This is a genomic window from Gordonia sp. 852002-50395_SCH5434458 (genome assembly GCF_001665905.1).
Lineage (GTDB): Bacteria > Actinomycetota > Actinomycetes > Mycobacteriales > Mycobacteriaceae > Gordonia > Gordonia jacobaea.
Window position 1 is genome coordinate 14718 of sequence record NZ_LZTC01000049.1, and the last position, 21949, is coordinate 36666.

Annotated in this window: 14 protein-coding genes, 1 tRNA gene and 1 pseudogene; 9 read left to right on the forward strand and 7 right to left on the reverse strand. The window is 65.8% G+C overall.

Annotation, left to right across the window (positions count from 1 at the left end):
- The first annotated feature begins 122 nt into the window (after window positions 1–122).
- Both A5785_RS11890 and A5785_RS11895 read left to right on the forward strand, forming a co-directional pair.
- Complete coding sequence (locus A5785_RS11890; RefSeq protein ID WP_064866635.1) at window positions 123–572, forward strand: HIT family protein; 450 nt, start codon at window positions 123–125, stop codon at window positions 570–572.
- Complete coding sequence (locus tag A5785_RS11895; protein WP_005207803.1) at window positions 569–1393, forward strand: NAD-dependent deacylase; 825 nt, start codon at window positions 569–571, stop codon at window positions 1391–1393. Before A5785_RS11890 ends, A5785_RS11895 begins: the two co-directional genes overlap by 4 nt.
- A gap of 3 nt (window positions 1394–1396) precedes the next feature.
- Here the strand turns inward: A5785_RS11895 and A5785_RS11900 are convergent, their stop codons facing one another.
- The 3 genes from A5785_RS11900 to A5785_RS11910 form a co-directional block, all read right to left on the reverse strand.
- A complete protein-coding gene (locus A5785_RS11900) occupies window positions 1397–5554 on the reverse strand; it encodes an AAA domain-containing protein (protein ID WP_064866637.1) in 4158 nt (1385 codons plus the stop codon).
- A gap of 95 nt (window positions 5555–5649) precedes the next feature.
- Complete coding sequence (locus tag A5785_RS11905; protein ID WP_005207805.1) at window positions 5650–5982, reverse strand: rhodanese-like domain-containing protein; 333 nt, start codon at window positions 5980–5982, stop codon at window positions 5650–5652.
- Between the two features lie 170 nt (window positions 5983–6152).
- Window positions 6153–7910 (reverse strand): DEAD/DEAH box helicase, encoded by a 1758-nt coding sequence (locus tag A5785_RS11910; protein WP_064866639.1) that lies wholly within the window; start codon window positions 7908–7910, stop codon window positions 6153–6155.
- 231 nt (window positions 7911–8141) lie between these two features.
- Here A5785_RS11910 and A5785_RS11915 point away from each other — a divergent pair, with 231 nt between their 5' ends.
- The gene (locus A5785_RS11915) at window positions 8142–9929 is read left to right on the forward strand and encodes an AMP-dependent synthetase/ligase (RefSeq protein WP_064866681.1); all 1788 of its coding nucleotides are present in this window, start codon (window positions 8142–8144) and stop codon (window positions 9927–9929) included.
- 74 nt (window positions 9930–10003) lie between these two features.
- Window positions 10004–11176, forward strand: coding sequence for an OpgC domain-containing protein (opgC, locus tag A5785_RS11920; RefSeq protein ID WP_064866683.1), 1173 nt, complete (start codon window positions 10004–10006; stop codon window positions 11174–11176).
- A 152-nt stretch (window positions 11177–11328) separates the two neighbouring features.
- On the opposite strand, the gene A5785_RS11925 is transcribed toward opgC, so the two are convergent.
- Together A5785_RS11925 and A5785_RS11930 are read right to left on the reverse strand one after the other, a co-directional pair.
- Complete coding sequence (locus A5785_RS11925; protein ID WP_064866641.1) at window positions 11329–12477, reverse strand: acid phosphatase; 1149 nt, start codon at window positions 12475–12477, stop codon at window positions 11329–11331.
- Window positions 12478–12689: 212 nt separating this feature from the next.
- The gene (locus A5785_RS11930) at window positions 12690–14216 is read right to left on the reverse strand and encodes a DUF7782 domain-containing protein (RefSeq protein ID WP_005207810.1); all 1527 of its coding nucleotides are present in this window, start codon (window positions 14214–14216) and stop codon (window positions 12690–12692) included.
- Window positions 14217–14524: 308 nt separating this feature from the next.
- Here A5785_RS11930 and A5785_RS11935 point away from each other — a divergent pair, with 308 nt between their 5' ends.
- Window positions 14525–16264 carry a hypothetical protein gene (locus tag A5785_RS11935; protein ID WP_231895463.1) on the forward strand — a complete coding sequence of 580 codons (1740 nt, stop codon included), beginning with the start codon at window positions 14525–14527 and terminating at the stop codon, window positions 16262–16264.
- A 128-nt stretch (window positions 16265–16392) separates the two neighbouring features.
- Here A5785_RS11935 and A5785_RS23705 read toward each other — a convergent pair whose 3' ends face one another.
- Window positions 16393–16665: a hypothetical protein gene (locus tag A5785_RS23705; RefSeq protein WP_231894739.1), complete on the reverse strand. Its 273-nt coding sequence runs from the start codon at window positions 16663–16665 to the stop codon at window positions 16393–16395.
- Window positions 16666–16784: 119 nt separating this feature from the next.
- On the opposite strand from A5785_RS23705, the pseudogene A5785_RS11940 reads away from it, so the two are divergent.
- A pseudogene (locus A5785_RS11940) lies at window positions 16785–19643 on the forward strand (GH92 family glycosyl hydrolase).
- Between the two features lie 162 nt (window positions 19644–19805).
- Here the strand turns inward: A5785_RS11940 and A5785_RS11945 are convergent.
- Window positions 19806–19887: transfer RNA gene (locus A5785_RS11945), tRNA-Leu, on the reverse strand.
- 60 nt (window positions 19888–19947) lie between these two features.
- Between A5785_RS11945 and A5785_RS11950 the strand changes: the two genes are divergently transcribed.
- From A5785_RS11950 to A5785_RS11960, 3 genes are read left to right on the forward strand one after another with little or no spacing between them, the layout of a single operon-like run.
- The gene (locus A5785_RS11950; protein WP_064866645.1) at window positions 19948–20418 is read left to right on the forward strand and encodes a hypothetical protein; all 471 of its coding nucleotides are present in this window, start codon (window positions 19948–19950) and stop codon (window positions 20416–20418) included.
- A complete protein-coding gene (locus A5785_RS11955; protein ID WP_005207816.1) occupies window positions 20415–20786 on the forward strand; it encodes a DUF3817 domain-containing protein in 372 nt (123 codons plus the stop codon). The genes A5785_RS11950 and A5785_RS11955 overlap by 4 nt, the downstream gene beginning before the upstream one ends.
- A 45-nt stretch (window positions 20787–20831) precedes the next feature.
- Window positions 20832–21944 carry a glycosyltransferase gene (locus tag A5785_RS11960; protein ID WP_005207817.1) on the forward strand — a complete coding sequence of 371 codons (1113 nt, stop codon included), beginning with the start codon at window positions 20832–20834 and terminating at the stop codon, window positions 21942–21944.
- Window positions 21945–21949 lie beyond the last annotated feature (5 nt).

Consider the following 21949-nt stretch of genomic DNA (forward strand, 5'->3'; position numbering starts at 1 on the left):
CGAGGCGCCCTGCGTCCGTTATATAATCGTTATGTGACCTGTCGCACTCCGTGTCGCGTACTGCGACATGCCACGCCCGTGGGACTGTCGAGCCCGGGCGGCGAAGTCGTTAGGGTTCAGGGATGACCGACTGCGTGTTCTGCCAGATCGTCGACGGTTCCGCGCCGGCCCGAAAGGTGTACGAAGACGACGCCGTGGTGGGCTTCCTCGACATCAAGCCGGTCTCGCGTGGGCACACCCTGATCGTTCCCCGAACGCATTCGGCGGGCCTTGCCGATCTGGCTCCCGACGACGGCGCTGCGCTGATGCGTGCGGGACAGGTTGTCGCGGCCGCATTGCGGACGGCGCCGCTGACACGCGACGACTCGCCTGCTGATGGGGTGAATCTCGTCGTCAACGACGGAAAGGCCGCCTTCCAGACCGTCTTCCACACGCACCTTCATGTGATCCCCCGTCACCGCGGCGACAAGCTCCGCATGGCGAGATCGCTGCTCGTGCGTCGCGACAAGACCCCCGACGTCACCGCGGCCACGGTGCGTGCGGCGGTCCTCGAACAGATCGGACGCGCATGACCTACGACGACGCCCTCACCACTCCTGATGCGCAGATCCCCCAGGCCGCCATCGACACCCTCGCGGGTGCCGAGTGGATCACCGTGTTCACCGGTGCGGGAATGTCGGCCGACAGCGGTGTGCCGACATTCCGCGACGCACAAACGGGACTCTGGGAAAACTTCGACGCCGAGCAACTGGCGACCCCGCAGGCGTTCAACGCCGACCCCGCCCTCGTGTGGGGGTGGTACCAGTGGCGCGCACACCTGGTCCGACAGGCCGCCCCGAACGCAGGGCACCTGGCGTTGAGCGCCCTGGCAGAGCCGACCGACGAGGCCGACGACGCACCATCGGTCATGGTGGTGACACAGAACGTCGATGACCTACACGAGCGTGCAGGCAACACGGTCGTCAGCCACCTACACGGCTCCCTTTTCGCTCCCCGCTGCTCGCGCTGCGGACACCCCTATGAGGGCAGAGATGCCGACCCGACAACAGCCACCGACGAACGCCCGGTCGAGCCGCCCGCATGTCCGATATGTCTGTCGCCGGTACGGCCGGGCGTCGTGTGGTTTGGCGAGCCGCTCCCCGCGGAGCCGTGGGCACGTGCCGAGCAGGTATTCGACGTCGCCGATGCCGTCCTCGTCGTGGGGACGAGCGGTATCGTCTACCCCGCCGCGGCGCTGCCCGAGCGCGCAGCGAACCGCGGCATTCCGATCATCGAACTGAACCCGGAACCGTCCGGACTGAGTTCTGTTGCCACGCATAGCATTCGGACCACCGCCGCGCGAGGTCTACCCGAGATCGCCGAACGCGTGCGTGCCGCACGGCGCAGCCGATAGCTGCTACTCCGCTCCGGTCAGGTCGATCGGTTCCCACGCAGCAGCCTCGCGGGAGGCCGTCGCCGATACCGAACCTGGTTTGACGCCTCGACGGTCGAGAAGCCGGATCACCGCGGCGAGCGCGGTGTCGGCGTCGAGCTCGAACTCCGATTCGCGCACGCGCGCGAATTCCCAACCGCAGCGGCGCAATTCACGCTCGCGCTCCATGTCGGAGCGCGCTTGGGCACCTGTCGAGGTGAACTCGTCTCCGTCGCATTCGACGGCCATCCGGCCCTCCGAACCCGTGACCACGAGATCGATAACCCGATTGTTGACAAGGACTTTCGGTGTCACGTGATAGCCGAGTGCGGCCAAGCGGTTGAACACCCGCTGCTCGAAGAGGCTGTCGAAAGGTTCGACGCGCTCGTCGTCGGGGACGTCGGAGGGCATCGGCGCGATGGTCGGCCCTTGATTTGCCTGCATGTACCCCAGCAGCGAGTAGCGCAGGTCGTTGGGACGCAGATCGTCGAGTCCGACCGAGTGGAACAACCACACCTGGTCCATCGCGCGCGACGCGGCGACGTTGATTCGACGCTGTGATTCTGCGCGGGTGAGGGCACTCAGCGACGAGGGGTCGGAGACCACCATCGACAAGAACATCACATGGCGTTCGTCGCCCTGGAAGTCGGGCGGGGTACCGACCCGGATACGACGCGCACGCCAGGTCTCCTCGTCGACGGCCTCGCGCAGGAGACGGGTGATCTCATCGACCTGCTTGGCTCCCTGCAGCGCGATGATGCCGAAATCGAGTTGGGCATAGGCGGGATCGGCGAGGCAATCGAGCAGTGTCGCAACGATCGCCGCGGCCTCGCCTTCATTCACCAACGACTGCCCCTGGCCGGTGGCGACGCCGTCGACGCGCACGGTCCGCAGGGGATCGAGGCGATCGGCACCGAACTGCCGAACGGGAACGAGTGGCGACCCACCGTAGAACTGTCGCGACGAGTACTCGATGATCTCCGGCATCGACCGGAAATGTTCACGCAGTCGGATGAGGTGACCGAATCGACTGCGCAGCAACGAGAACAGACTCGATCGCGGTGTCAGACCGTCGCGGAGGTAATGCGGGAGATCGGGAAGCTCGGCGTCGAGTCTGGCGAACGCGTCGTCGAGCGAGGTTCCGGCGAGTCCGCGTGGGGCGCACTGCTTGTCGTCGCCGACGACGATAACGCGGGGCGCGAGCCACAGCAGAAACGAACTGGTGATGTCGGCCTGACTCGCCTCGTCGACGATCACGACGTCGAACGAATTCGGTTCGGGCGGAAGCATGTCGGCGACCTGGCTGGTCGACATGATCCACGCGGGAACCGCCGACTGCGCCTGCTCCATCGCTTCGCGCGCGGCAGTCCGGAATCGGTTGGCGTGCTTGCCCGATCCCTTGCCGAGATTGATCATGTGGTCGCGGTAGGACTGCAACGCCTGCACCTGGGCGACGGTGGTGCGCGCGAGACACGCCCGCCACGCGCGCGCGGCGGCGAGCTTGGTGGTCAATTGTGCGATGTCGGCATCGGCCTCGTCGAGCGCCGAGGCCAGACGTGCCTCGGCGTCGGGGTCGCTGCGTTCGGCCACCCAGGTCCGCGCCCGACGCCACTCCCACGCGCCGACCACGTCACGTAGGCGCGCGTCCCACGCCGGGTCGTCGGCTGTTGCGGCCAGGGCCGCGTAGAACTCCGGTGCCTTGCCGCGTAGCCGCAGAGCGAGCAGGTCGACGGCCGCTTGGTCGTTCAGCTCACCACGCGCAGTGGCGAACGCGCGTCGCGCCGCCCTGATCGCCTCCGCATCAGCGTTGGCCAGTGCGGCGACGAGTGCATCGCCTTCGGGCGACGGCCCCCTTTCGACCTCCGTCGACAGCCGGTACGCGTGATCGGCCAGTTCCTGCTCGGCGAGAATCGCATCGTTGGCCGCCGCGATCGACGCACCCTGGTGGGCAACCTCGGCGACCTGCGCGACGCTGCGCGGGCGCGGGCCACCGGGACTGATGTACTCGAGCTCGCGAATCAACTGATCACGCGCAGAAAGCAGATCCGATACCCAGGCGAGCTGCGTGTCGAGGCGGACGAGTTGGCTGAGCTGCTTGGATCGCGAACCGGCGGTGTCGACGGGGACATGCAGATCCGCGAGCACGCGATGCACCTGACTCACGGCATCGAGGACCGCGAGGTGATCAGCGACGAGCGCCAGGCTGTCGGCATCGGTGGCCGCGTGGCCGTCGACGCTGGCTGTGGCGCCCGATTCTTCCACTGCCCGTTGCTGTTCCGATCGCAGGAGGCGGCCGCGCCAGCGTCCGCCATCACGCAGATAGGTCGCGGCAGCTGCGAACCGCTCGCCGTCACCCGGCCGCGCGTTCTCGACGACGATGACGTGCGCGCCGATCGCCCGGTCACGCTGCGCGGCGTCGGCGATGACCGACGAGAGAGCCGTGACCCGCGACCACAGGTGCGCCTCCTGACCGGCGAGCAGCCTGTCGGCCATGTCGACGACCAGGGGCGGGAACGTCGCAACCTCGCCGGAGGCCACCGCGAGGTGATCGCAGATTCCCTTGATCCGCAGCAACCGTTCGCTTCCGACGTCCGAGAGGATCGACATCAGCGAACCGCTGCCGACCATCGGCTCCTCGGGTCGCTGTCTGATCCGTTCGCAGATCGCGTCCATCGTCATCGTGTCGGGCAGGTAGTCGTCGAGGTCCGGCAGTCGCTGCGCGAGACGCCCGGAATCGTCACCGACGCGGCGAAGCAGTTCGAGCAGTCGGGTGAACTCGCCGCCGTCCAGTGGAGGCAGTGCGCCGTCGAGCGGCCCGGGAAGCCAGTCGAACCGTTCGGCGTCGGCGTTGCACGCGCGCACGATCGACGCCGCGGTACCGCGATAGTCGCCCGCGACCCACTCGTGCACCTCGGTCTCGGACGAACGCAGATCCCACAGACCGCGGAGCGCGCGCTCGCGCCGATCGACCGCTTGTGCACGGCGGTAGGCGAGGTCGTCGATCTCTGCGTCGGCGACACCGGGTGAGAAGCTGGACTTGCGGTCGGCGATCGCCTCGACGCCCGACACCACGGCGTCGTAACTGTCAGTGCTGATGTCCGCGAGCGAGACGGTCAGCTCGCGTAGCTCCGGCGGGAGGATGTCGCGCAGCACCTGCAGCGCGTTGACCTTCTCGCTGGTCACCAGCACGCGCTGCCCCTTGGCGAGAAGTGCCGAGAGGACGTTCGCGATGGTCTGGGTCTTGCCGGTACCAGGTGGTCCTTCGACGACCACGCCGCTGTCGACACCGAGTTGGGCCAGCACGTCACGTTGCTCGACATTGGACGCGAGCGGGAACATCGCATCGGCGACGAGTTCGGCCGCAGGAGTCGTTCCCGGCCCGCTGAGCGCCGCCAGCCGGTCTGCTGCCTCGATGGGCGCGACGAGCTGCGACAGCCCGATCGGCACCTCGGTGTCCGGCTCGCGCAGTGCCGCCAGCATGGCGTCGTAGAAGCGCAACGCCGACCCCGTTCCGCGGTTGCGGAGAACGATGGCCGGCGCGAGGTCGATGGTCAGTGACACGTGATCGTCGTCGATGACGACGTTGTCGCGCCACGCGGAAACAAGTTGTCCCGCAGCAGAATTTGCGATGTTCGTCAGGCCTGCTACACGTCCCCGCTGCTTGACCGCCTCGGACAGGTCGATGCCGTCGATGGAGGCGAGCAGGTGGGTGTCGTGGATCATCGGAACGCCCGCGGATCCGAGCGAGATCCGGATGACCCCCGAATCGGTGTCGCGTTCCGCGACGACGTCCTGAGTCAGCAGGTGTTCGCGAACGAGGGGCTCGGCGTCGTTCTCCTTGTCGACGACGGTGACCAGTCCGTTGGCGAGGACGATCTCGAGCGCCTCGGGATCGGCGACGAGGTCGTCGAGGATCGTCGACAGTTGCGAATACGTGTCATCGTCCGGAGATACCTCGACGACGGTCTGTCCTGGCGCCGCTCCCGTGCGTACCTGCACCGGCGTCGACCTGCCTACCCACACGACTGCGGGATGCGAGTCGACGGTGGTGACCGACACCGATCGTGACCGGACCAGGCCGCGGAGGAAACCGATCAGCCTCGACACCTGATCCCGACGCTCATCAGGAGTGTCGTTGATCATGCGCTTGCTGCCTTCCCGCCGCGATACCAGAGTTCATCAACGCTACCAAGGCCGCGGAGGCCCGGTCGTGTCGACGAGCACTGTGGCGGTGCAGCTCAGCGAACCGAGGTGCCTCGAAGGGCGGGGAAACCGCCGTCGACGTAGTGCACATTGGTGTAGCCGAGGTCAGCGATCTGCTCGGCGATGCGCGGTGCCTGCGAACGCACAGAGACGACGGCGATCTCGGTGTCGCGGTTGCTGACCAGCGGGAAAGAACCGGTCGGCGTGGGCGCGAGTCGAGTTGTGACCTCATTCGGGTCGACAACGACCGCGCCGGGAACACTGCCCTGGTGACGGACGACCTGCGGACGGGCGTCGACGACGACTGCGTCTCCGTGCTCGACGTGATCGATGGCTTCTGCTGCGGTAATCGAACTCACCACTGACACTGGTGACTCACTCCTGAACTAGAACTTCTACGTGCTTGCCGGGAGCCGGATCGACCGCTCTCCCCCAAAAAAGGTTACGGAAAGATATCGATCTGTCCACCTTCGCATCATCAGCCTGGTCACAGGTTTCAACCCGTTGTATCGCGCAGCGAATCCTTCGGTCGGCTATGTCAGCCCCGACTACGGCCGGCGACGCGCGGATTACCGCGCTTCCCCCAGCTGTCACCGCGTTTGCCGTGGCGGTCACGGTTGAAGCCGCCACCGCCCTGACCATTACGTTTACCGCCACGTGCGCGAGGCGGGCCCTGGTCGCGACGGATGTCGATCGGGTTCTTGCCGATCCGCGTGTGCCTCAGGCGATCCAACGTCTCACGGTCGAGGTCCTCGGGAAGCTCGACGATCGAGAAGTCGTCGCGGATGCTGATGTTGCCGAAATCACCCCGGGTCAGTCCGCCCTCGTTGGCGATCGCGCCCACAATCGCACCCGGAGACACCTTGTGTTTGCGTCCGACAGCGATCCGATAGGTGGCGAAGTTGCCGCCACCCGACCGCGGCGCACGTTCCCGACGCTCGGGACGTTCACCCTTCGGCGGGTCGGGTGCCATCAGGAATCCACCGTCGCGGGTCTCGAGCGCCATCGCGGCCGCGATGTCGGCCATCGCCACGTCGTTGTCGCGGGCGTAGTTCTCGATCAGTTGCCGGAACATGTCGAGATTCTCCGACGCGAGATTCTCGGTGATGGAGTCGGCGAAACGCGCGACGCGCTGGGCGTTGACGTCGTCGACGGATGGCAGATCGATCTCGGTGAGCGGTTGGCGTGTTGCTCGCTCGATCGCGCGCAGCAGGTGACGCTCGCGCGGTGACACGAACAGCAGGGCGTTACCCGATCGTCCGGCACGTCCGGTGCGTCCGATGCGGTGCACGTACGACTCGGTGTCGTGCGGAATGTCGTAGTTGACCACATGCGAGATCCGGTCGACGTCGAGTCCGCGGGCGGCTACGTCGGTGGCGACGAGAATGTCGATCCCGCCCGCCTTGAGCTGATTGATCGTCCGCTCGCGCTGGGCCTGCACCATGTCGCCGTTGATCGCGACCGCGGAGAACCCCCGCGAGCGCAACTTCTCGGCGAGTTCCTCGGTTGCCGACTTCGTGCGGACGAAGACGATCATCGCGTCGAACGTCTCGACTTCGAGGAAGCGCGTCAGGGCATCGAGTTTGCGCTGGTGAGACACCTGCAGATAGCGCTGGGTGATGTTCTGGGCGGTCGCGGTCTTGGCTTTGACCGTGATCTCCTGCGCATCGTGCAGGTATCGCTGGGCGAGCCGTCTGATCGCGCTCGGCATGGTCGCCGAGAACAACGCGACCTGCTTGTCGTCGGGAGTCTCGGCGAGAATGCGTTCGACGTCCTCGGCGAATCCCATCGTCAGCATCTCGTCGGCTTCGTCGAGCACGAGGAAGTCGAGTTGGGAGATGTCGAGTGTGCCCTTGTCGAGGTGGTCGATGACGCGTCCCGGCGTACCGACGATCACCTGCGCGCCACGCTTGAGACCGGCGAGCTGCACGCCGTAACTCTGTCCGCCGTAGATCGGCAACACACGTACATCGGGCATATGTGCCGAGTATTTGCCGAACGCTTCGGCCACCTGGAGTGCGAGCTCACGGGTCGGCGCGAGGATCAGCGCCTGCGGGCGTCGAATCTGCGGGTCGATCCGCGACAGGATCGGAATCGCGAACGCGGCGGTCTTGCCGGTACCGGTCTGGGCGAGACCGACAACGTCGCGACCCTCCATGAGCGGTGGAATCGTGGCCGCCTGGATGGGCGACGGGGTCTCGTAACCGACATCGGCGATGGCGTTGCGTACGCGTTCGTCGATGTCGAGATCGTCGAATGTGATCGACGGCGCATCTGTGGTCGGGCTGTCGGTCATGGTCTGCGTGTCCCGTTCATCGACTCATACTCTAATCCGCGGGCGGGCCAAAAGCGGCATTCACGTGCCGCACGGTCATGACCCGAGTCGATCACACCTGAATGTGATGAGCACCACTTTCCCTGCTACCCTCTGTGGCAACATATCCGAGCGGCATCCCGCCCGACCTCGACTATGTCCGTTATGTCTATGTCCGAAATGCCGGATACCACGTCCCAGGGGGCCACCTACATGCAGCAGTACGCCACTCCGTCGGATCTGACCGTCGAAGACAAGGCCACGCTGGTCGACACTCTGCTTCGTTATCGCGACGAACGCCCGACACTGCCATTGTTCAAGCGATTGTCGTCCGGTCAGTGGGTCACGGTCACCGCCAAACACTTCGCCGACGAGGTCGACGGCGTGGCCAAAGGCCTCATCGCGTCGGGCATCGAGCCGGGCGACCGCGTCGCGATCTGTTCGGCCACGCGGTATGAGTGGTCGCTCCTCGACTACGCCATCTGGCGTGCGGGCGCGACAACCGTCGCGGTGTACGAGACCTCTGCACCCGATCAGGTCCAGTACCTTCTCGACGACTCCGGAACCGTCGCGCTGATCGTCGAGGACGACAACCATCGCGACAAGTTCCGCGAGGTGACCGCCACGTTGCCGGCGCTTCGCGAGACCTTCGTCATCGACGACGGCGCGGTGAACGAGCTGACACAACGCGGCGCGGATGTTCCCGACTCCGAACTCGATTCGCGACACGCCAATACGGTGTCGTCCGACGCTGCGACGCTGATCTACACCTCGGGCACCACCGGCCGCCCCAAGGGTGTGGTGCTCACCCACGCGAACTTCCTCGCTGAATGCGCGGCGACCCGCGAGGCCGTCGGCTCGGGCCTCGAAGAGGGCAACTCGACGCTCCTCTTCCTACCGTTGGCGCACGTCTTCGCCCGTGTTATCGCCGTCGCGAGCCTCGAGAGCGGCGTGATCGTGGGTCACACCAGCGATATCCCGCACCTCGTCGAGCATCTCGCCACGTTCAAGCCGAACTACGTGCTGTCGGTGCCGCGCGTGTTCGAGAAGGTCTACAACTCCGCCAAGCAGAAGGCATACGACGGCGGCAAGGGATCGATCTTCGACAAGGCCGCCGACACCGCCATCGAGTACAGCGAGGCGTTGGAAAAGGGCGGACCGGGCATCGTGCTCAAGCTCAAGCACAAGGTGTTCGACGCCCTGGTCTACAACAAGCTGCGTGCCGCGCTCGGCGGCAACTGCGACGGTGCGATCTCGGGCGGAGCCCCGCTCGGAGCGCGCCTCGGGCACTTCTTCCGTGGCGCGGGTGTGCCGGTCTACGAGGGCTACGGACTGTCGGAAACCACGGCTGCAATCACCGCCAACAGCGAAGAGCACCAGCGTGTGGGTTCTGTCGGGCGGCCGATCCCCGGCGTGACCATCGCGATTGCCGACGAAGACGGCGAGGTTCTGGTCAAGGGACCTGTGGTCTTCACCGAGTACTGGCACAACCCCGACGCCACCGCCGACGCGATTCGCGACGGATGGTTCCACACCGGCGACGTCGGACGTCTCGACGACGGCTATCTCTACATCACCGGCCGTAAGAAGGAATTGATCGTCACCGCCGGCGGCAAGAACGTCTCCCCCGCCCAGCTCGAGGACTCGATCCGCGCGCATCCGATGATCAGCCAGTGCCTCGTCGTCGGCGACAACAAACCGTTCATCGCCGCATTGATCACCATCGACACCGAGGCGGTTCCCGGTTGGCTCGAGCGCAACGGGCTGCCTGCCGACACCCCGTTGACCGAGCTGGCCTCCAACGACAAGCTGCGCGCGGAGATCACCGAGGCTGTCGACGCCGCCAATGCGAAGGTCTCCAAGGCCGAGGCGATCAAGAAGTTCAACATCCTCGACACCGATTTCACGATCGATTCGGGCGAGCTCACGCCGACGATGAAGCTCAAGCGCAACATCATCCACTCGGCCCATCAGAAGGCGATCGCCGACCTCTACACGTGATCGCTTCGTAGATACTCACACCGCACCCCGCGTGGCCCTGCACGGCTGCGCGGGGTGTGGTCTTCTACGCTCGAATGACCATGACCCGTGATCTCGCCATCGACGCCACCCGCGGCGTCGCCATCTGGTCGATGATCACGGCGCACTTCGCGCTGGGGATGCGCATCGCCGAGCCAACGCACTCGTTCCCCTACGTCGACGGGATGTCTGCGTTCGTCCTGCTGTCGGGATTCGTTCTGGGCCTGGTGTATCAGCGGTGGATCGAACGCCACGGAGTGTGGTTCGCCTACCGACGTCTCACCAAACGGATCGTCGTGCTGTATGTCTGCCAGTTGACGATCGCGCTCGTGGCCGTCGCCGCGGCGATGGCCGGGCATCGGTGGCTGACGCTCCTACTTCCGATCGACGGGTGGGGTGAAGGAATCCGACTCGCGCTGAGAATGGACTACCTGCCCAGTGGGGGCAACATCTTGTTGCTGTACCTGGTGTTGATGGCGTCGGCGTATGTCGTGTTCCCCCTGCTGATGCGTGGATGGTGGGTCGCGGTGCTGTGCGCATCGATCGCGCTGTACGTGATCTCGCAGATTCACTCCCCGGACTGGTTTTTCCTGACCCAGTCGATGGCGTCTCCGCGGACGGAGAACTGGGCGGCGTGGCAGATCATGTTCGTGCCCGCACTGGTGATCGGCTGGAACTGGCGACGATGGCAGGGCGCCCGCTTCATCGACAGATATCTGCCAGCGATCCTTGTCGGGGCGGTCTGCGTCTGGTTGGTCTTCCACTACGTGATCGACACCGGCCCGTGGGCCGAACTCGAATCCCACTTCGCCGACAAGGTCAGCTTCGCGCCGGCACGCGCCCTGGGCGCCTGGGTCGTCGTACCCGCCGTGTACGGGGTGTTCCGCGCGCTGCTGCGGGTGTGGCATCACGACTGGTTGCGGCCTCTCGTGATGACCGGAGCGCGCAGCCTCGACTCATATGTCATTCAGGCGATCGCCCTGATCATTGTTCCGATCCACATCGCCCACCGCCCCTGGGACGAGACCACGTCGGTAGCCGTCACTCTGCTCGTCTTCGGTGCGTGCTGGGCGTGGGCGGAACTTCGACGCGCCGCCGAGATCGACAAGCTCCATCGACTTCCCGCGATCGCCTACCGCGCGGCTCACAGCCCCACCGCTCCGCGGACCGACAGCTCAGCATCTCCCACCTCGGAACGCGAACCTGTCGGCGAAGCCGTACCCGGTTGAGTTCCCGTAGCCGTTGACTGGTCCGGGTCCTGGCCGCGCTGCGCAGAAAGTTACACCCCTCGGGACCTCCGCATGTACCGGTACATGCGGAGGCTCCGAGGGGTGTGGTTTTCTGCGCCGCGATCCGAGCTATTCGAGCCGTGCGGGCTGCCTCAGCGGGCCACCCACGCACGCGCGATGTCGAGTCGCTGCCAGCCGCCGTTCGCTCCGGTCTTGTCGAGCGGATACCCGCCGGGCAACGCCGTACGCGCCAACAAGTCTCGCAGCTGCTGCGTCGACCACCCCGGATGAGCGGCCCGGATCAGGTTCTCGGCACCGGCCGGAACCTGAAGTGGCGCAGCGGGTCCGGTCGGCAGGAACGAGAAGGTCGAGCGCCGGCGGTAGCTGCTCAACGCGGCGTCGGTCCCTATGTAGGGCTGCTGGCAGCCGACGATGCGGCCGATCGGCGCACCGACCCGCGCAGCGAGTACCGACCGCAGTTCGGTCCGTGCCTGCGCCAGCAGCGTTGCGAAACTCGGGTCGGCGATGACCTCGGAAGTGATGTTCTCTGCAAGCATGCGCCCACCGATGACGTCGAGCGGGTAGTGCACGCCGAGCACGACGCGGTGATAACCGTACTCAGCGCCGCGGGCGAGAACCTGCGGCCCGACCTCGGGCAACATCGTCGCGATCAGGAAGGCCTGCGTGTAGCCCCAGGTGGTATGTCCCGACGGGTACGACCCGCTGCCGCGTACCGATTCATAGAGATCGGGACGGCCGTCGCCGTAGTGGCGGATGAGAGTGGGCGCCACCTCGAACGGCCGCCGGTAGTCGAAGTACTTCTTCTCCTTCGACGTACCGACGCGATCGCCGACCAATGCCTTGTCGCCGAGCAGCAGCTCACTCGTCTTCGGGAGCTGCCCGGCCTTGAGGGCGTCGAAGAATGCGGGCGAGAGCTTCGAGCCGAGGGCGTTGAAGATCGCGGGTCCCTCGATCGCGTAGTTGTCGTCGACCGCATACGCCGACACCTTCGGGCTCGCAGCATTGTTCACCGCGATGGCCTCGAGAAGGTTCTGCTGTTTGATCAGCGGGGACAGCGACGAGAACGCGTCGAGCGTCGCGATGTGATTCGCGGGCTTCGCCGTCGCGAACGGCGCCGACTTCTCGCCCGCGGTGAAGCCGCTCGACGCCGAGACCGTGGTCGGAGTGAACGCACAGGCCGCGGGAGCCGCAGTCGCGGTCGTGGGTACGAGCAACCCGACGGCAGCGATCGCGGGAAGGACTGCGGCCGTGAGTAATCTGCGGCTTCCGAACCGACGCATATGGTGTTGCCTCCCCGAATGAGTTGCGCCCCATGGACGTCGGGGCCGGTCGCGAACCCTCTCAGATGACCAGCTCATGTCAACGACGAGGCGACGTCGCGGTGAACGTCAGGTGTCGGGCCCGGTCCCATCGGATCGGGGTCGGACAATCCGGTCGGGCTGATCGGTTGTGGTTCGCGTTCCGGTTGAGGCGGAAGTGGTCGGACGCTTGCTCAGCGAACCTCGTAGAGGATGCCCCGCCCGATGGCCTCACGGACGACGGGTAGCGCTGCCGCAGCGAGCGCGTCGGCGTCGACGTCGTGGAAGTCGGCGAGGAGTTCGATGAGTGCTCCCAGCGGCACCTGACCCCGGCAACCCGCCAGCAACGCCCGTGAGACCTCGTCGACGCCGAGGACGGCGCCCGGCCCACCCGGGCGCCGCACGGATGCTCCGATCTCCTGCCAGCCGTCGTCGCCCGGAAGCGACTGCGCGTCGAGGAATACCGGGGAGGTCTTCAGTCGAGCGGCGAGCAGAGCATTGTCGGAGGTGGTCCGGAGATAGTCGCGACGGTCCAGAAATGCCTTGGCCTCGGGACCGGTCACCTCCTCACCCGCGCCGGTGATCTCTTCGATCACGACGTCGGGCGGGCCGTCGGGTCCACCCCGACGATCCCGAAGCGTGATGACTCCCATGCCGATTCCCGCGATACGCTCTCGCTGGAACCAGTCGAGCCACGCCGATCCTCGCGCGGCGATCTGATCCGGTTCTTCGCCCGCGTCGGACAACCACAGCGAGATGTAGTCGACGGGATCGGCCAGCTCGCGCTGCACAACCCACCCGTCGAGCCCCGTCTCCGCGATCCACGAACCCACTCGATCGCGCCAGTCCGCGTCCTCGTAGACGATCCAGTTGGCAAGCAACTGCGCCGTGCCTCCGGGGTTCAGGCGCGCGGGCAACTCGCGGATCAGGCGCGCACACAGGGCGTCGCCCTCCATCCCTGAGTCGCGATACTCGTAGTCCTGCGACCCTGACCCGACGACGAACGGCGGGTTGGAGACGATCAGGTCGAAGCGCTCGTCGCCGACGGGCTCGAACAGACTGCCCTCGCGCAGATCCCAGGACATCCCGTTGAGGCGTGCGGTCGCGGCCGCCAGGGCAAGCGCGCGGGGGTTGGTATCCGTCGCGACGATCCGATCGGCGTGGGTTCCAAGGTGTAGCGCCTGGATTCCGCACCCGGTACCGAGGTCCAATGCCGACTCGACCGGGTCACGAATGATCGCCCGCGCCAACGAGATCGACGCTCCCCCGATACCGAGGACGTGATCGTGCCCGACAGGACCCGAACGCATCGCGGCGTCCTGATCGGAGACGACGAGGTAGTCGCGGACGTCGTCGGCGTGTGGTCGGATGTCGAGGATCGCGCGCACGCGCCCGTCGTCGACGAACTCGACGACCCCGTTCGCCGCGAGCGCATCCAGCGGCGTCGACGCAAACACCTGCTCGGCGGCCTCACGCGGCTCGTCAGAGCCGAGGAGGAAGAGGCGTATCAGCGTCGCGAGAGGTCGGCGTTCGGCAGGCGCCATCACGGTGGCACGCAGCGCAGGCCACCACACTCCCTTGCCGAGTGCGGCGTTGGCATCGTCACCGAGAAGTGCGGCGACTCCATCGGAGTTGTACTGCGCCGCACGCAGATCCGCTCCGAGTGAATCGACGACCGACAGGTCGTCGAGAGGAAGACGCCCGAACGCGGGGTCAGACATGCGTCACCGACCTTTCGATACTTCATGTGGCGACGTCCAGCAGACCACACGGCTGGGGCGGTGGCGGACGACACTCGGATCAATTCGCCGAGAAGTCTGTACGGGTTCCGTAAAGTGCCCTAACCTTCCGAGTGTCAGTCGAGACCTGATAGTGACCTTAGAGTTTCATTAAGGTTATGCTAACCTCACCAACTGAGCCGATGTGCTGGTGCTATCGGCGGGATGAGTTGAGCAGTCGGCAGACACCATTTCGGTGACACATGAGAAGAGAGTGCTTCATGGTGCGTGGCGTGGGTCGGGACCACCCGGTGGCAGCAGGACGATCGAGAACCGGGACGAAGTGGCTGGTCCGCGTCACCGCGGCAACGACGCTGTGTTCGGTCTTTGCCGCCGGCGCTACCGGTAACGGCACAGCAGCGGTGGTGGCAACGCAGGCCGCTCATCAGCAGCAAATCGCGACGCAAGCGGCACAGATCAAGGTAAAGCCGACAACGCGTCCCGCCGAGACATACGACGAGCGACTCGACCGGATCGGTAAGTCGAAGCGCTCACTGCTGGCAACACCCAAGGAGAACTTGGGCAAGGAAACCAGTTGTGTCAGTGCAGAATTCACTTCGCTCTCGGTGGTCTACGACTCGCTGTTCGAGTCGATCCTCCCGTCGCTTCCGCCCCAGCTGCAGCAGAACGCCTACGCCGCACGCGCCCAGGCGCATCGCGACATGGACCACATGAACGTCTCGACGCTGGCCATCTCCGACAGCCCGCTGGCCCTCGGCGCCGACTCCGACGACCCAGCCACCAAATACCGGAGCCCGATCTCTCAGTGGATCGTGGTGCAGCTCTTGAAGGTTCGCGACGGCAAGCAGAACGAGGCCATCCCGGTCAGCCGCATCACGCTGATGCAAGCCGTGGAAACCGCGTGGCTGTACTTGTTCACGACCGTCGTGGCGCCGGCCAAGGTGCTGTCGCAGATCGCGCCCATCTCGGGCAGTCCCTTCGACGAGACTCAACTGTCGGCGCTCTCGAACTTCATCACCTGGAAGAGCATCCTGCAGATCGGCGTCTCCGCCAGCGCGCTCGGCGCCCAGTACACCTACCAGGCGATCGCCAGCTCGATGATCAACCAGTGCGTCGCGCGGGTCACGAAAGAACAGAAGGACGACGCCGGCCGTCCGAGTGAGACCGTTCGCTACAACATTCCGATCCCGGCGATCGTGCAGGACATTGCCGATCAACTCGCACTCGCCGACAACAAGACCTGTGCGCCCGTCGGTTCACTTCCGCTGTCGCGCATCGTGACCCGCACCTCCGACTACGCGCAGACGATGGTCACCACCGAGGCGCAGAAGCGCAACATCCGCAACGAGACCAAGCGCATTCTCTCGACGATGCGCTCGACCCCGATCCCGCACAACCTGATTCCTGCCGATCCCGCGGACTTCAACACGGCGGAATCGATCGCCTCCTACATCGGCACGATCATTCCCTACGTCGGCGGCGCACCCCTCGACATCGCGCTGGGCCTGGGGCACAACATCGGCCAGGGCGACAACCTCGCGGCGACGGTACCGCTCTCCGACCTCACCGTCACCAAGGGAATGACCGCCGCGTACTACTCGCTGTACCTCTCGCTTTATCTGTTCAGCACAGCGGGCGGACTGGTGGAATCTGCGGGCCTCGAGGCCGCGGGCATCACAGGTCTTCCGCTCACCCCCGTGCGCCTGCTCAACGCGGCCGGCTCGGCAGCCATCACGTACGGACTCGTCAACTACCACAACGTGATCCGCTCGATGTGCCTGCGCGAGGACGACACCACCGGAACAGGCCTCGGAGCCGAGCAGCACAAGAAGCTGCGCGACGCCAAGGACGGCGTGCGCACTGAGAAGGCCGCCGACGAGAAGGCGCTCGCACCTGCCGCACCGAGCACGTCGGCGCGGGTACCCGCCGGGGACGATCAACGTCGCACCGCGGCACCGACGACCACGTCGAAGAAGCCAGCCATCACCCCGGTGCCCGGCCTGCCCTTCACGATTCCGGCTGCCGGCTGATCCTGGCCTCGTATTGTCGCTGATGTTGGTCATGGATTTCCTGACCAACGTCAGCGGCAATCCCTCGCGCACGACGTAGGGTGGCGCTTGTGCGGTTCGGTGCGCGCAAGCAGAACCCGACCACCTCGCTACGGCGAGGCCCTGGTCCATCGCATCCTGTCAACGCACGGCCGCTGGTTGGTCTGACGTCGCCACAACCATGGGTCTACGACCTCACTGTGCGGCCCGAGTCCGAAGTGGTTGCCGCCCTCGACGGCTGCGATCTCGTCGGGCGTGTCGTCGGAGAAGACGACGAGCTGACCTACGCCATCCATGCCGTCTTCGACCCTGACGAACACGACGTGCGGGACTCGTACGCCGCGACGGCCATAGCCCTCGATCTCCAATTCGACGACGGCCACACACTTTCCGAGAGGGCGGTGCTCGACCAGCACGGCGTCGAACTCGATCCGCGTAGTCAGTACCTGTCTCGGACTATTGCGGTGGATCAGTGGACTCTGAAGAGAGTGCGACTCACCGGATGTGCGGGTCTGAGGATCGTCGGAGTGGCGCTTCGATTGACTCCCCCACCACGAATCATCAAGACTCACAAGCAACGTCGACTTTGGGGTTTGTCGACGACGTGTGCCTGCGTCCGCGCAGTGCGCCTCCCCCGGAGCGTATTCATCGCGTTCGCACCACACGCGGAACGCACTCCAGCGACCGCTTCTCGCGCGGTAACTGCGCGCCGCTTGTCGCTCCCCCGCACGGGTCGGTGTTCGGTCTGCCGATGACCGACGCGGGCAATCGAGGATGGCCGTACTCCTACCACGAGGCCAACGACGCCGAGAACCGTTCGCACCTCAACGCTTTCGCGACCTCGCACATCCCGAGTCCGTGGATGGGTGATCGCGGTGTGCTTCAGTTCTTTCCCAGTGTGCTTGCCCATCCGGCGCTGGATCGCAGCGACCGCGCACTCGAGTTCTCGCACCACGACGAATCCGATCGCCCGGACCGCTACGCCGTGCCACTCGACGGCGGCTCCGCGGCCGGCGGTGTCGACGCCGAACTCACCGCGGGCACGTGGTCGGTGTGGCTGCGGGTTGGCTTTCCCTCCGATGTCGGGTCACTGATCTTCGATCAGCTCGACGGGCGCGGATCGCTGGTGTTGTCCGACGCCTCACGGGGTCTGATCACCGGATTCGTCGACGGCCCAGGCGGTTTGGTCGATGTGCCACGCATGTACTTCGCTGCCCGCGTCGATGTTCCCGTCACGGCAACAAGCCATGCACCCGGTCGTCACGAACGCAGTGCGGTGCTCGGCTCGGTCACCCTCGACGTGGCGCAGCGTCGAAGCGCTGTGCTCGCCGTCGGGACGTCATTCATCGGTGTCGATCAGGCAGCCCGCAACCTCGACTATGACATCTGGCTTGCCGGAGGCGGTTTCGATGCGATCTGGTCACGGAGCCGCGCCGCCTGGGACGCTGTCCTCGGTCGCCTCGATATTCGTGGCGCAAGCGATGACCAACTCGTCACCGCATACTCCAGTCTTCATCGAGTTCACCTCTACCCCACCATCGCCCATGAGAACGTCGGAACTCCGGACAACCCACGGTGGGCGTACGCAGACCCCTTCGTTCCGCCTGTCGACGACGGACCGACACTGACAGCGCGTCCCGTCGTCGACGGCAAGCTCACCGTGACCGACGGCTTCTGGGACTCCTATCGTGCGAGCTGGCCACTACGTACCCTCGTGTGGCCAACGGAGACAGGAGAATTGGTCGACGGCTTCGTCGAACACTTTCGACGAAGTGGTTGGACGAGCAGATGGTCGGCTCCCGGGCCTGCCGACATCATGACCGGCACGAGCAGCGACGCCGTATTCGCCGACGCCGCGCTCGCCGACCTACCGGGACTCGACCTCGAGAATGCCTACGACGCCTGCCTCCGCAATGCGACCACCCCGTCGTCGAATCCCCGTGTTGGCCGAAAGGGAATGTCACGCTCGCTGTTCCGGGGGTTCACCGACACCGACACAGCCGAGGGAATGAGCTGGACCGTCGACGCGGCGATCAACGACGCAGCGATCGCCACCTTCTCACGTCTACTCGCACAACGATTCCCCGCGCACCCTCGGAGTGAGGAGTTCCGCACCAACGCGCTGTGGTTCGACGCGCGAGCGGCGTCGTACGCCACCGTCTTCGACGCCGAGACCGGCTTCTTCCGCGGGCGAGAACGCAATGGGGATTTCCGCCCGGTCCGCGACTTCGACCCACGCAGGTGGGGCGTCGACTACACCGAAACCAACGCCTGGGGAACCGCATTCACCGCACCGCACGACGGGGCGGGACTTGCGACGCTACACGGAGGACGAGCGGCGCTCGAGAAGAAGCTCGACGAGTTCTGCGCGACTCCCGAAAGCGGCAGCGCCGACATGCGCGGGTCGTATCCCGTTGTGATCCACGAGATGCGAGAGGCCCGCGACACCCGCATGGGCATGCTCGCACTCTCCAACCAACCCGCACACCACATTCCGTTCATGTACGCCCACGCGTCCACGCCGGGCAGCTTCGCCCACGCGAAGACGCAGGCGCTCATTCGCGATGCCACGCAGCGACTGTTTCTTGGATCGGAGATCGGGCAGGGGTACCCCGGAGACGAGGACAACGGCGAGATGTCGGCGTGGTATCTCTAAGCGGTGACGGGACTCTATCCGCTGTCGATCGGCTCGGGCGAGTACGTGATCACCGCTCCGACGTTCCCGTGGATCAGGTGGACGTTGGACAACGGCGCCACACTCACCGTCGACGCTCCTGCGGCGTCGTCGACGAATCGCTACATCGAGTCCGTGACCATCGACGGGCAGCCGTGGAATCACATCACCGTGTCGCGGGAACGACTGATGCGGGGCGCACACATCACGATCGCACTCGGCCCGGCGCCCACTACGTGGGCCGCGGGTACGGTGCCGGCATCGACAACTCCACAGGGCACGGTTCCCCAACCACCTCGCGACCTGACGAGTCCGCGGGCCGCTCCGACGTGTGCACGCGGCCCAGCAGGCGCAAGGGCCGTCTTCGACGACGATTCGTCAACCACACCACTACTCCTGCAGGCTGGCCACGCGGTGGGCTGGGAGTTCGACGCCCCGACCCTTGTCGACCACTACACGGTCACCCCGCACTCGGCGGGCGAGCTGAGTTGGCTGATCGAGGTTCTCGACGACGCCGGCGCGTGGATCGCCGTCGACGAACGGAGAGCGCCGTTCCGCTGGGACCGGCAGACCCGCATCTTCGCGCTGCCGTCGCCGACCGCAACGTCGGAGATCCGACTGCGGACACTCGACGACGTCGAGCTGGCCCAGTTGGAGTTCTTGCGACTGACCCGCGCCGAATCGTGAGGCGGATCGCGACATCGAGCTCCATGACAGACAGAAAAGGCTGTTGGCTGGACCACGGTCCATGCCGAATCGGCGATCCTACCGACCGCGCACTTCACCCTCTTGAATGACGGATTTCGGATGCTGTCAACGCACAAACATGACGCAACAAGAGTTCTGCTGTGCGCGAGGGGGGACTTGAACCCCCACGTCCGTAGACACTGGAACCTAAATCCAGCGCGTCTGCCAATTCCGCCACTCGCGCGTGCGCGGTCAACAGTACCGGTCGCGCGGCGATACACCCAGGCCAGGTACCGTCAAGGGTATGTCTACTACGCGTCGTGGTGCTCGCAGGCACCGCCCGGCACTGTTGGTGCTGGTGGCGCTCGCCGCTGTCGTGTGCCTCGGCATGGCGTGGTGGCAGTGGGATCGTTTCGAGTCGTCGGGCGGCACCGGTCAGAACCTGGGTTACGCGCTCCAATGGCCGGCGTTCGCCGTCGCGTTCGTTTGGGCATACCGCCGGTTCGTCGTGCTCGAAGCGGATCCGAAGGAGGTCGAGAAGCTCAAGCCGAAGGGCGTGACGGAGATCCCCGACGGCATACTTCCCGAGCGGGCAACCACCCCGAGCGCGTCGTCGTTCGCCGCGAATCCCGCGCGCGACGATTCCACACTCACCGACTACAACCGGTACCTCGCCGAGCTCGCCGCCACAGACCGAGAGCGCACCGAGGCGCACCCGGTCACCACGCCCGCGACGACCCGCGAGTCCACACAGACGGAGGAACACCACAGGTGAGCAGCGAGACCCCACAGAGCACCGAAACCGCCCGGTCCACACAGACCGCCACGCCCGTCGCGAAGGTGAAGAGCGCACTGACTCGCTATCGCGTGCTCGCGTGGATCACCGGTATCTGGCTGCTGCTGTTGGTCGCCGAGCTGATCCTGCGTTATGGCTTCGGCAATCACGTGTTGGACTTCGTCCCGCCGGTACACGGCTGGATCTACTTCATCTACCTCGTCTGCGCGATCGACCTCGGCATCAAGGTGCGCTGGTCGGTCGGCAAGATCATCGTGACCGCCATCGCGGGCACCATCCCCTTTCTCTCCTTCTATGTCGAGCACATCCGGTCGAAGGAAGTAAAGGCGCAGTTCAACCTGACCTAAGGCACGCGCAGCTCTGCGTTCACGCGAGCGCGGCTGACTGGCGGGGTGCGCATCGTCCAGTTGGCCAACTTCTACGGTGAGCGCTCCGGAGGACTGCGCACGGCCGTCGACCGCTGGGGTGCCGGCTACGTCGCCGCCGGACATGACGTGACGCTCGTCGTACCGGGAAGCGAATCCCGGGAAGACCTGATGCCGTCGGGAGTAGTGAAAATCTCGGTGCGCGCGCCGGGCATCCCGTTCTCCGGCGGCTACCGCCTGGCATCTGCTCGACGCGTCGCCGACGTCCTTGCTTCGATTCGCCCCGACGCGCTCGAGGTGTCGGACCGGCTGACGCTGCGCGGCTTCGGTGACTGGGCTCGACGCCGCGACATCCCGTCGGCGATGGTGTCGCACGAGCGGCTCGACAGGCTGCTCGCCATGGCGATGCCGGCCCGGACCGCACGGGCATTGGCCGATCGGGCAAACGCCGCGACCGCCAACTCGTATGACTCCGTGGTGTGCACCACCGGGTTCGCCGCCGCTGAGTTCGAACGTATCGGAGCCAGCAACGTGGTCCGCGCACCGCTCGGCGTCGACCTGGAGCAGTTCGCGCCACACCACCTCGACCCCACACTGAGTGCCCGCTGGACCGACGGATCGACGACGCTGCTGGGCCACTGCGGCCGACTGTCGATGGAGAAGCGTGCGGACCGCTCCATCGCGGCCGCTGCCAAACTCCATCGCGCGGGGCTACCCGTGCATCTGGTCATCGCGGGAGACGGGCCCATGCGCGGCGCCCTGCAGCACGCCGCCAGGGGCCTACCCGTCACTTTCCTCGGCCACCTGCGTGACCGGCGCGAGGTCGCCGCGCTGTTGGCCAGCACCGACGTCTCGTTTGCTCCCGGCCCGCATGAGACATTCTGTCTGTCGGCGTTGGAATCGCTCGCGTCGGGGACGCCGGTCGTCGGATCGCGGTCGTCCGCCGTCGCGGGGATGGTCGACGAGTCGTGCGGCGCACTCGCCGACAATTCGGGGACAGGGTTCGCACACGCCGTCGAGCGTGTTCTGTCGATACCGCGTTCCGAACGTGAAGGGGCCGCTCGCGCGCGAGCTGCGCAGTTCACGTGGCCCGATTCGGTCTCACGGATGCTCGCGGTCCACAGCGGCAGCGCAGGCTGACGGTA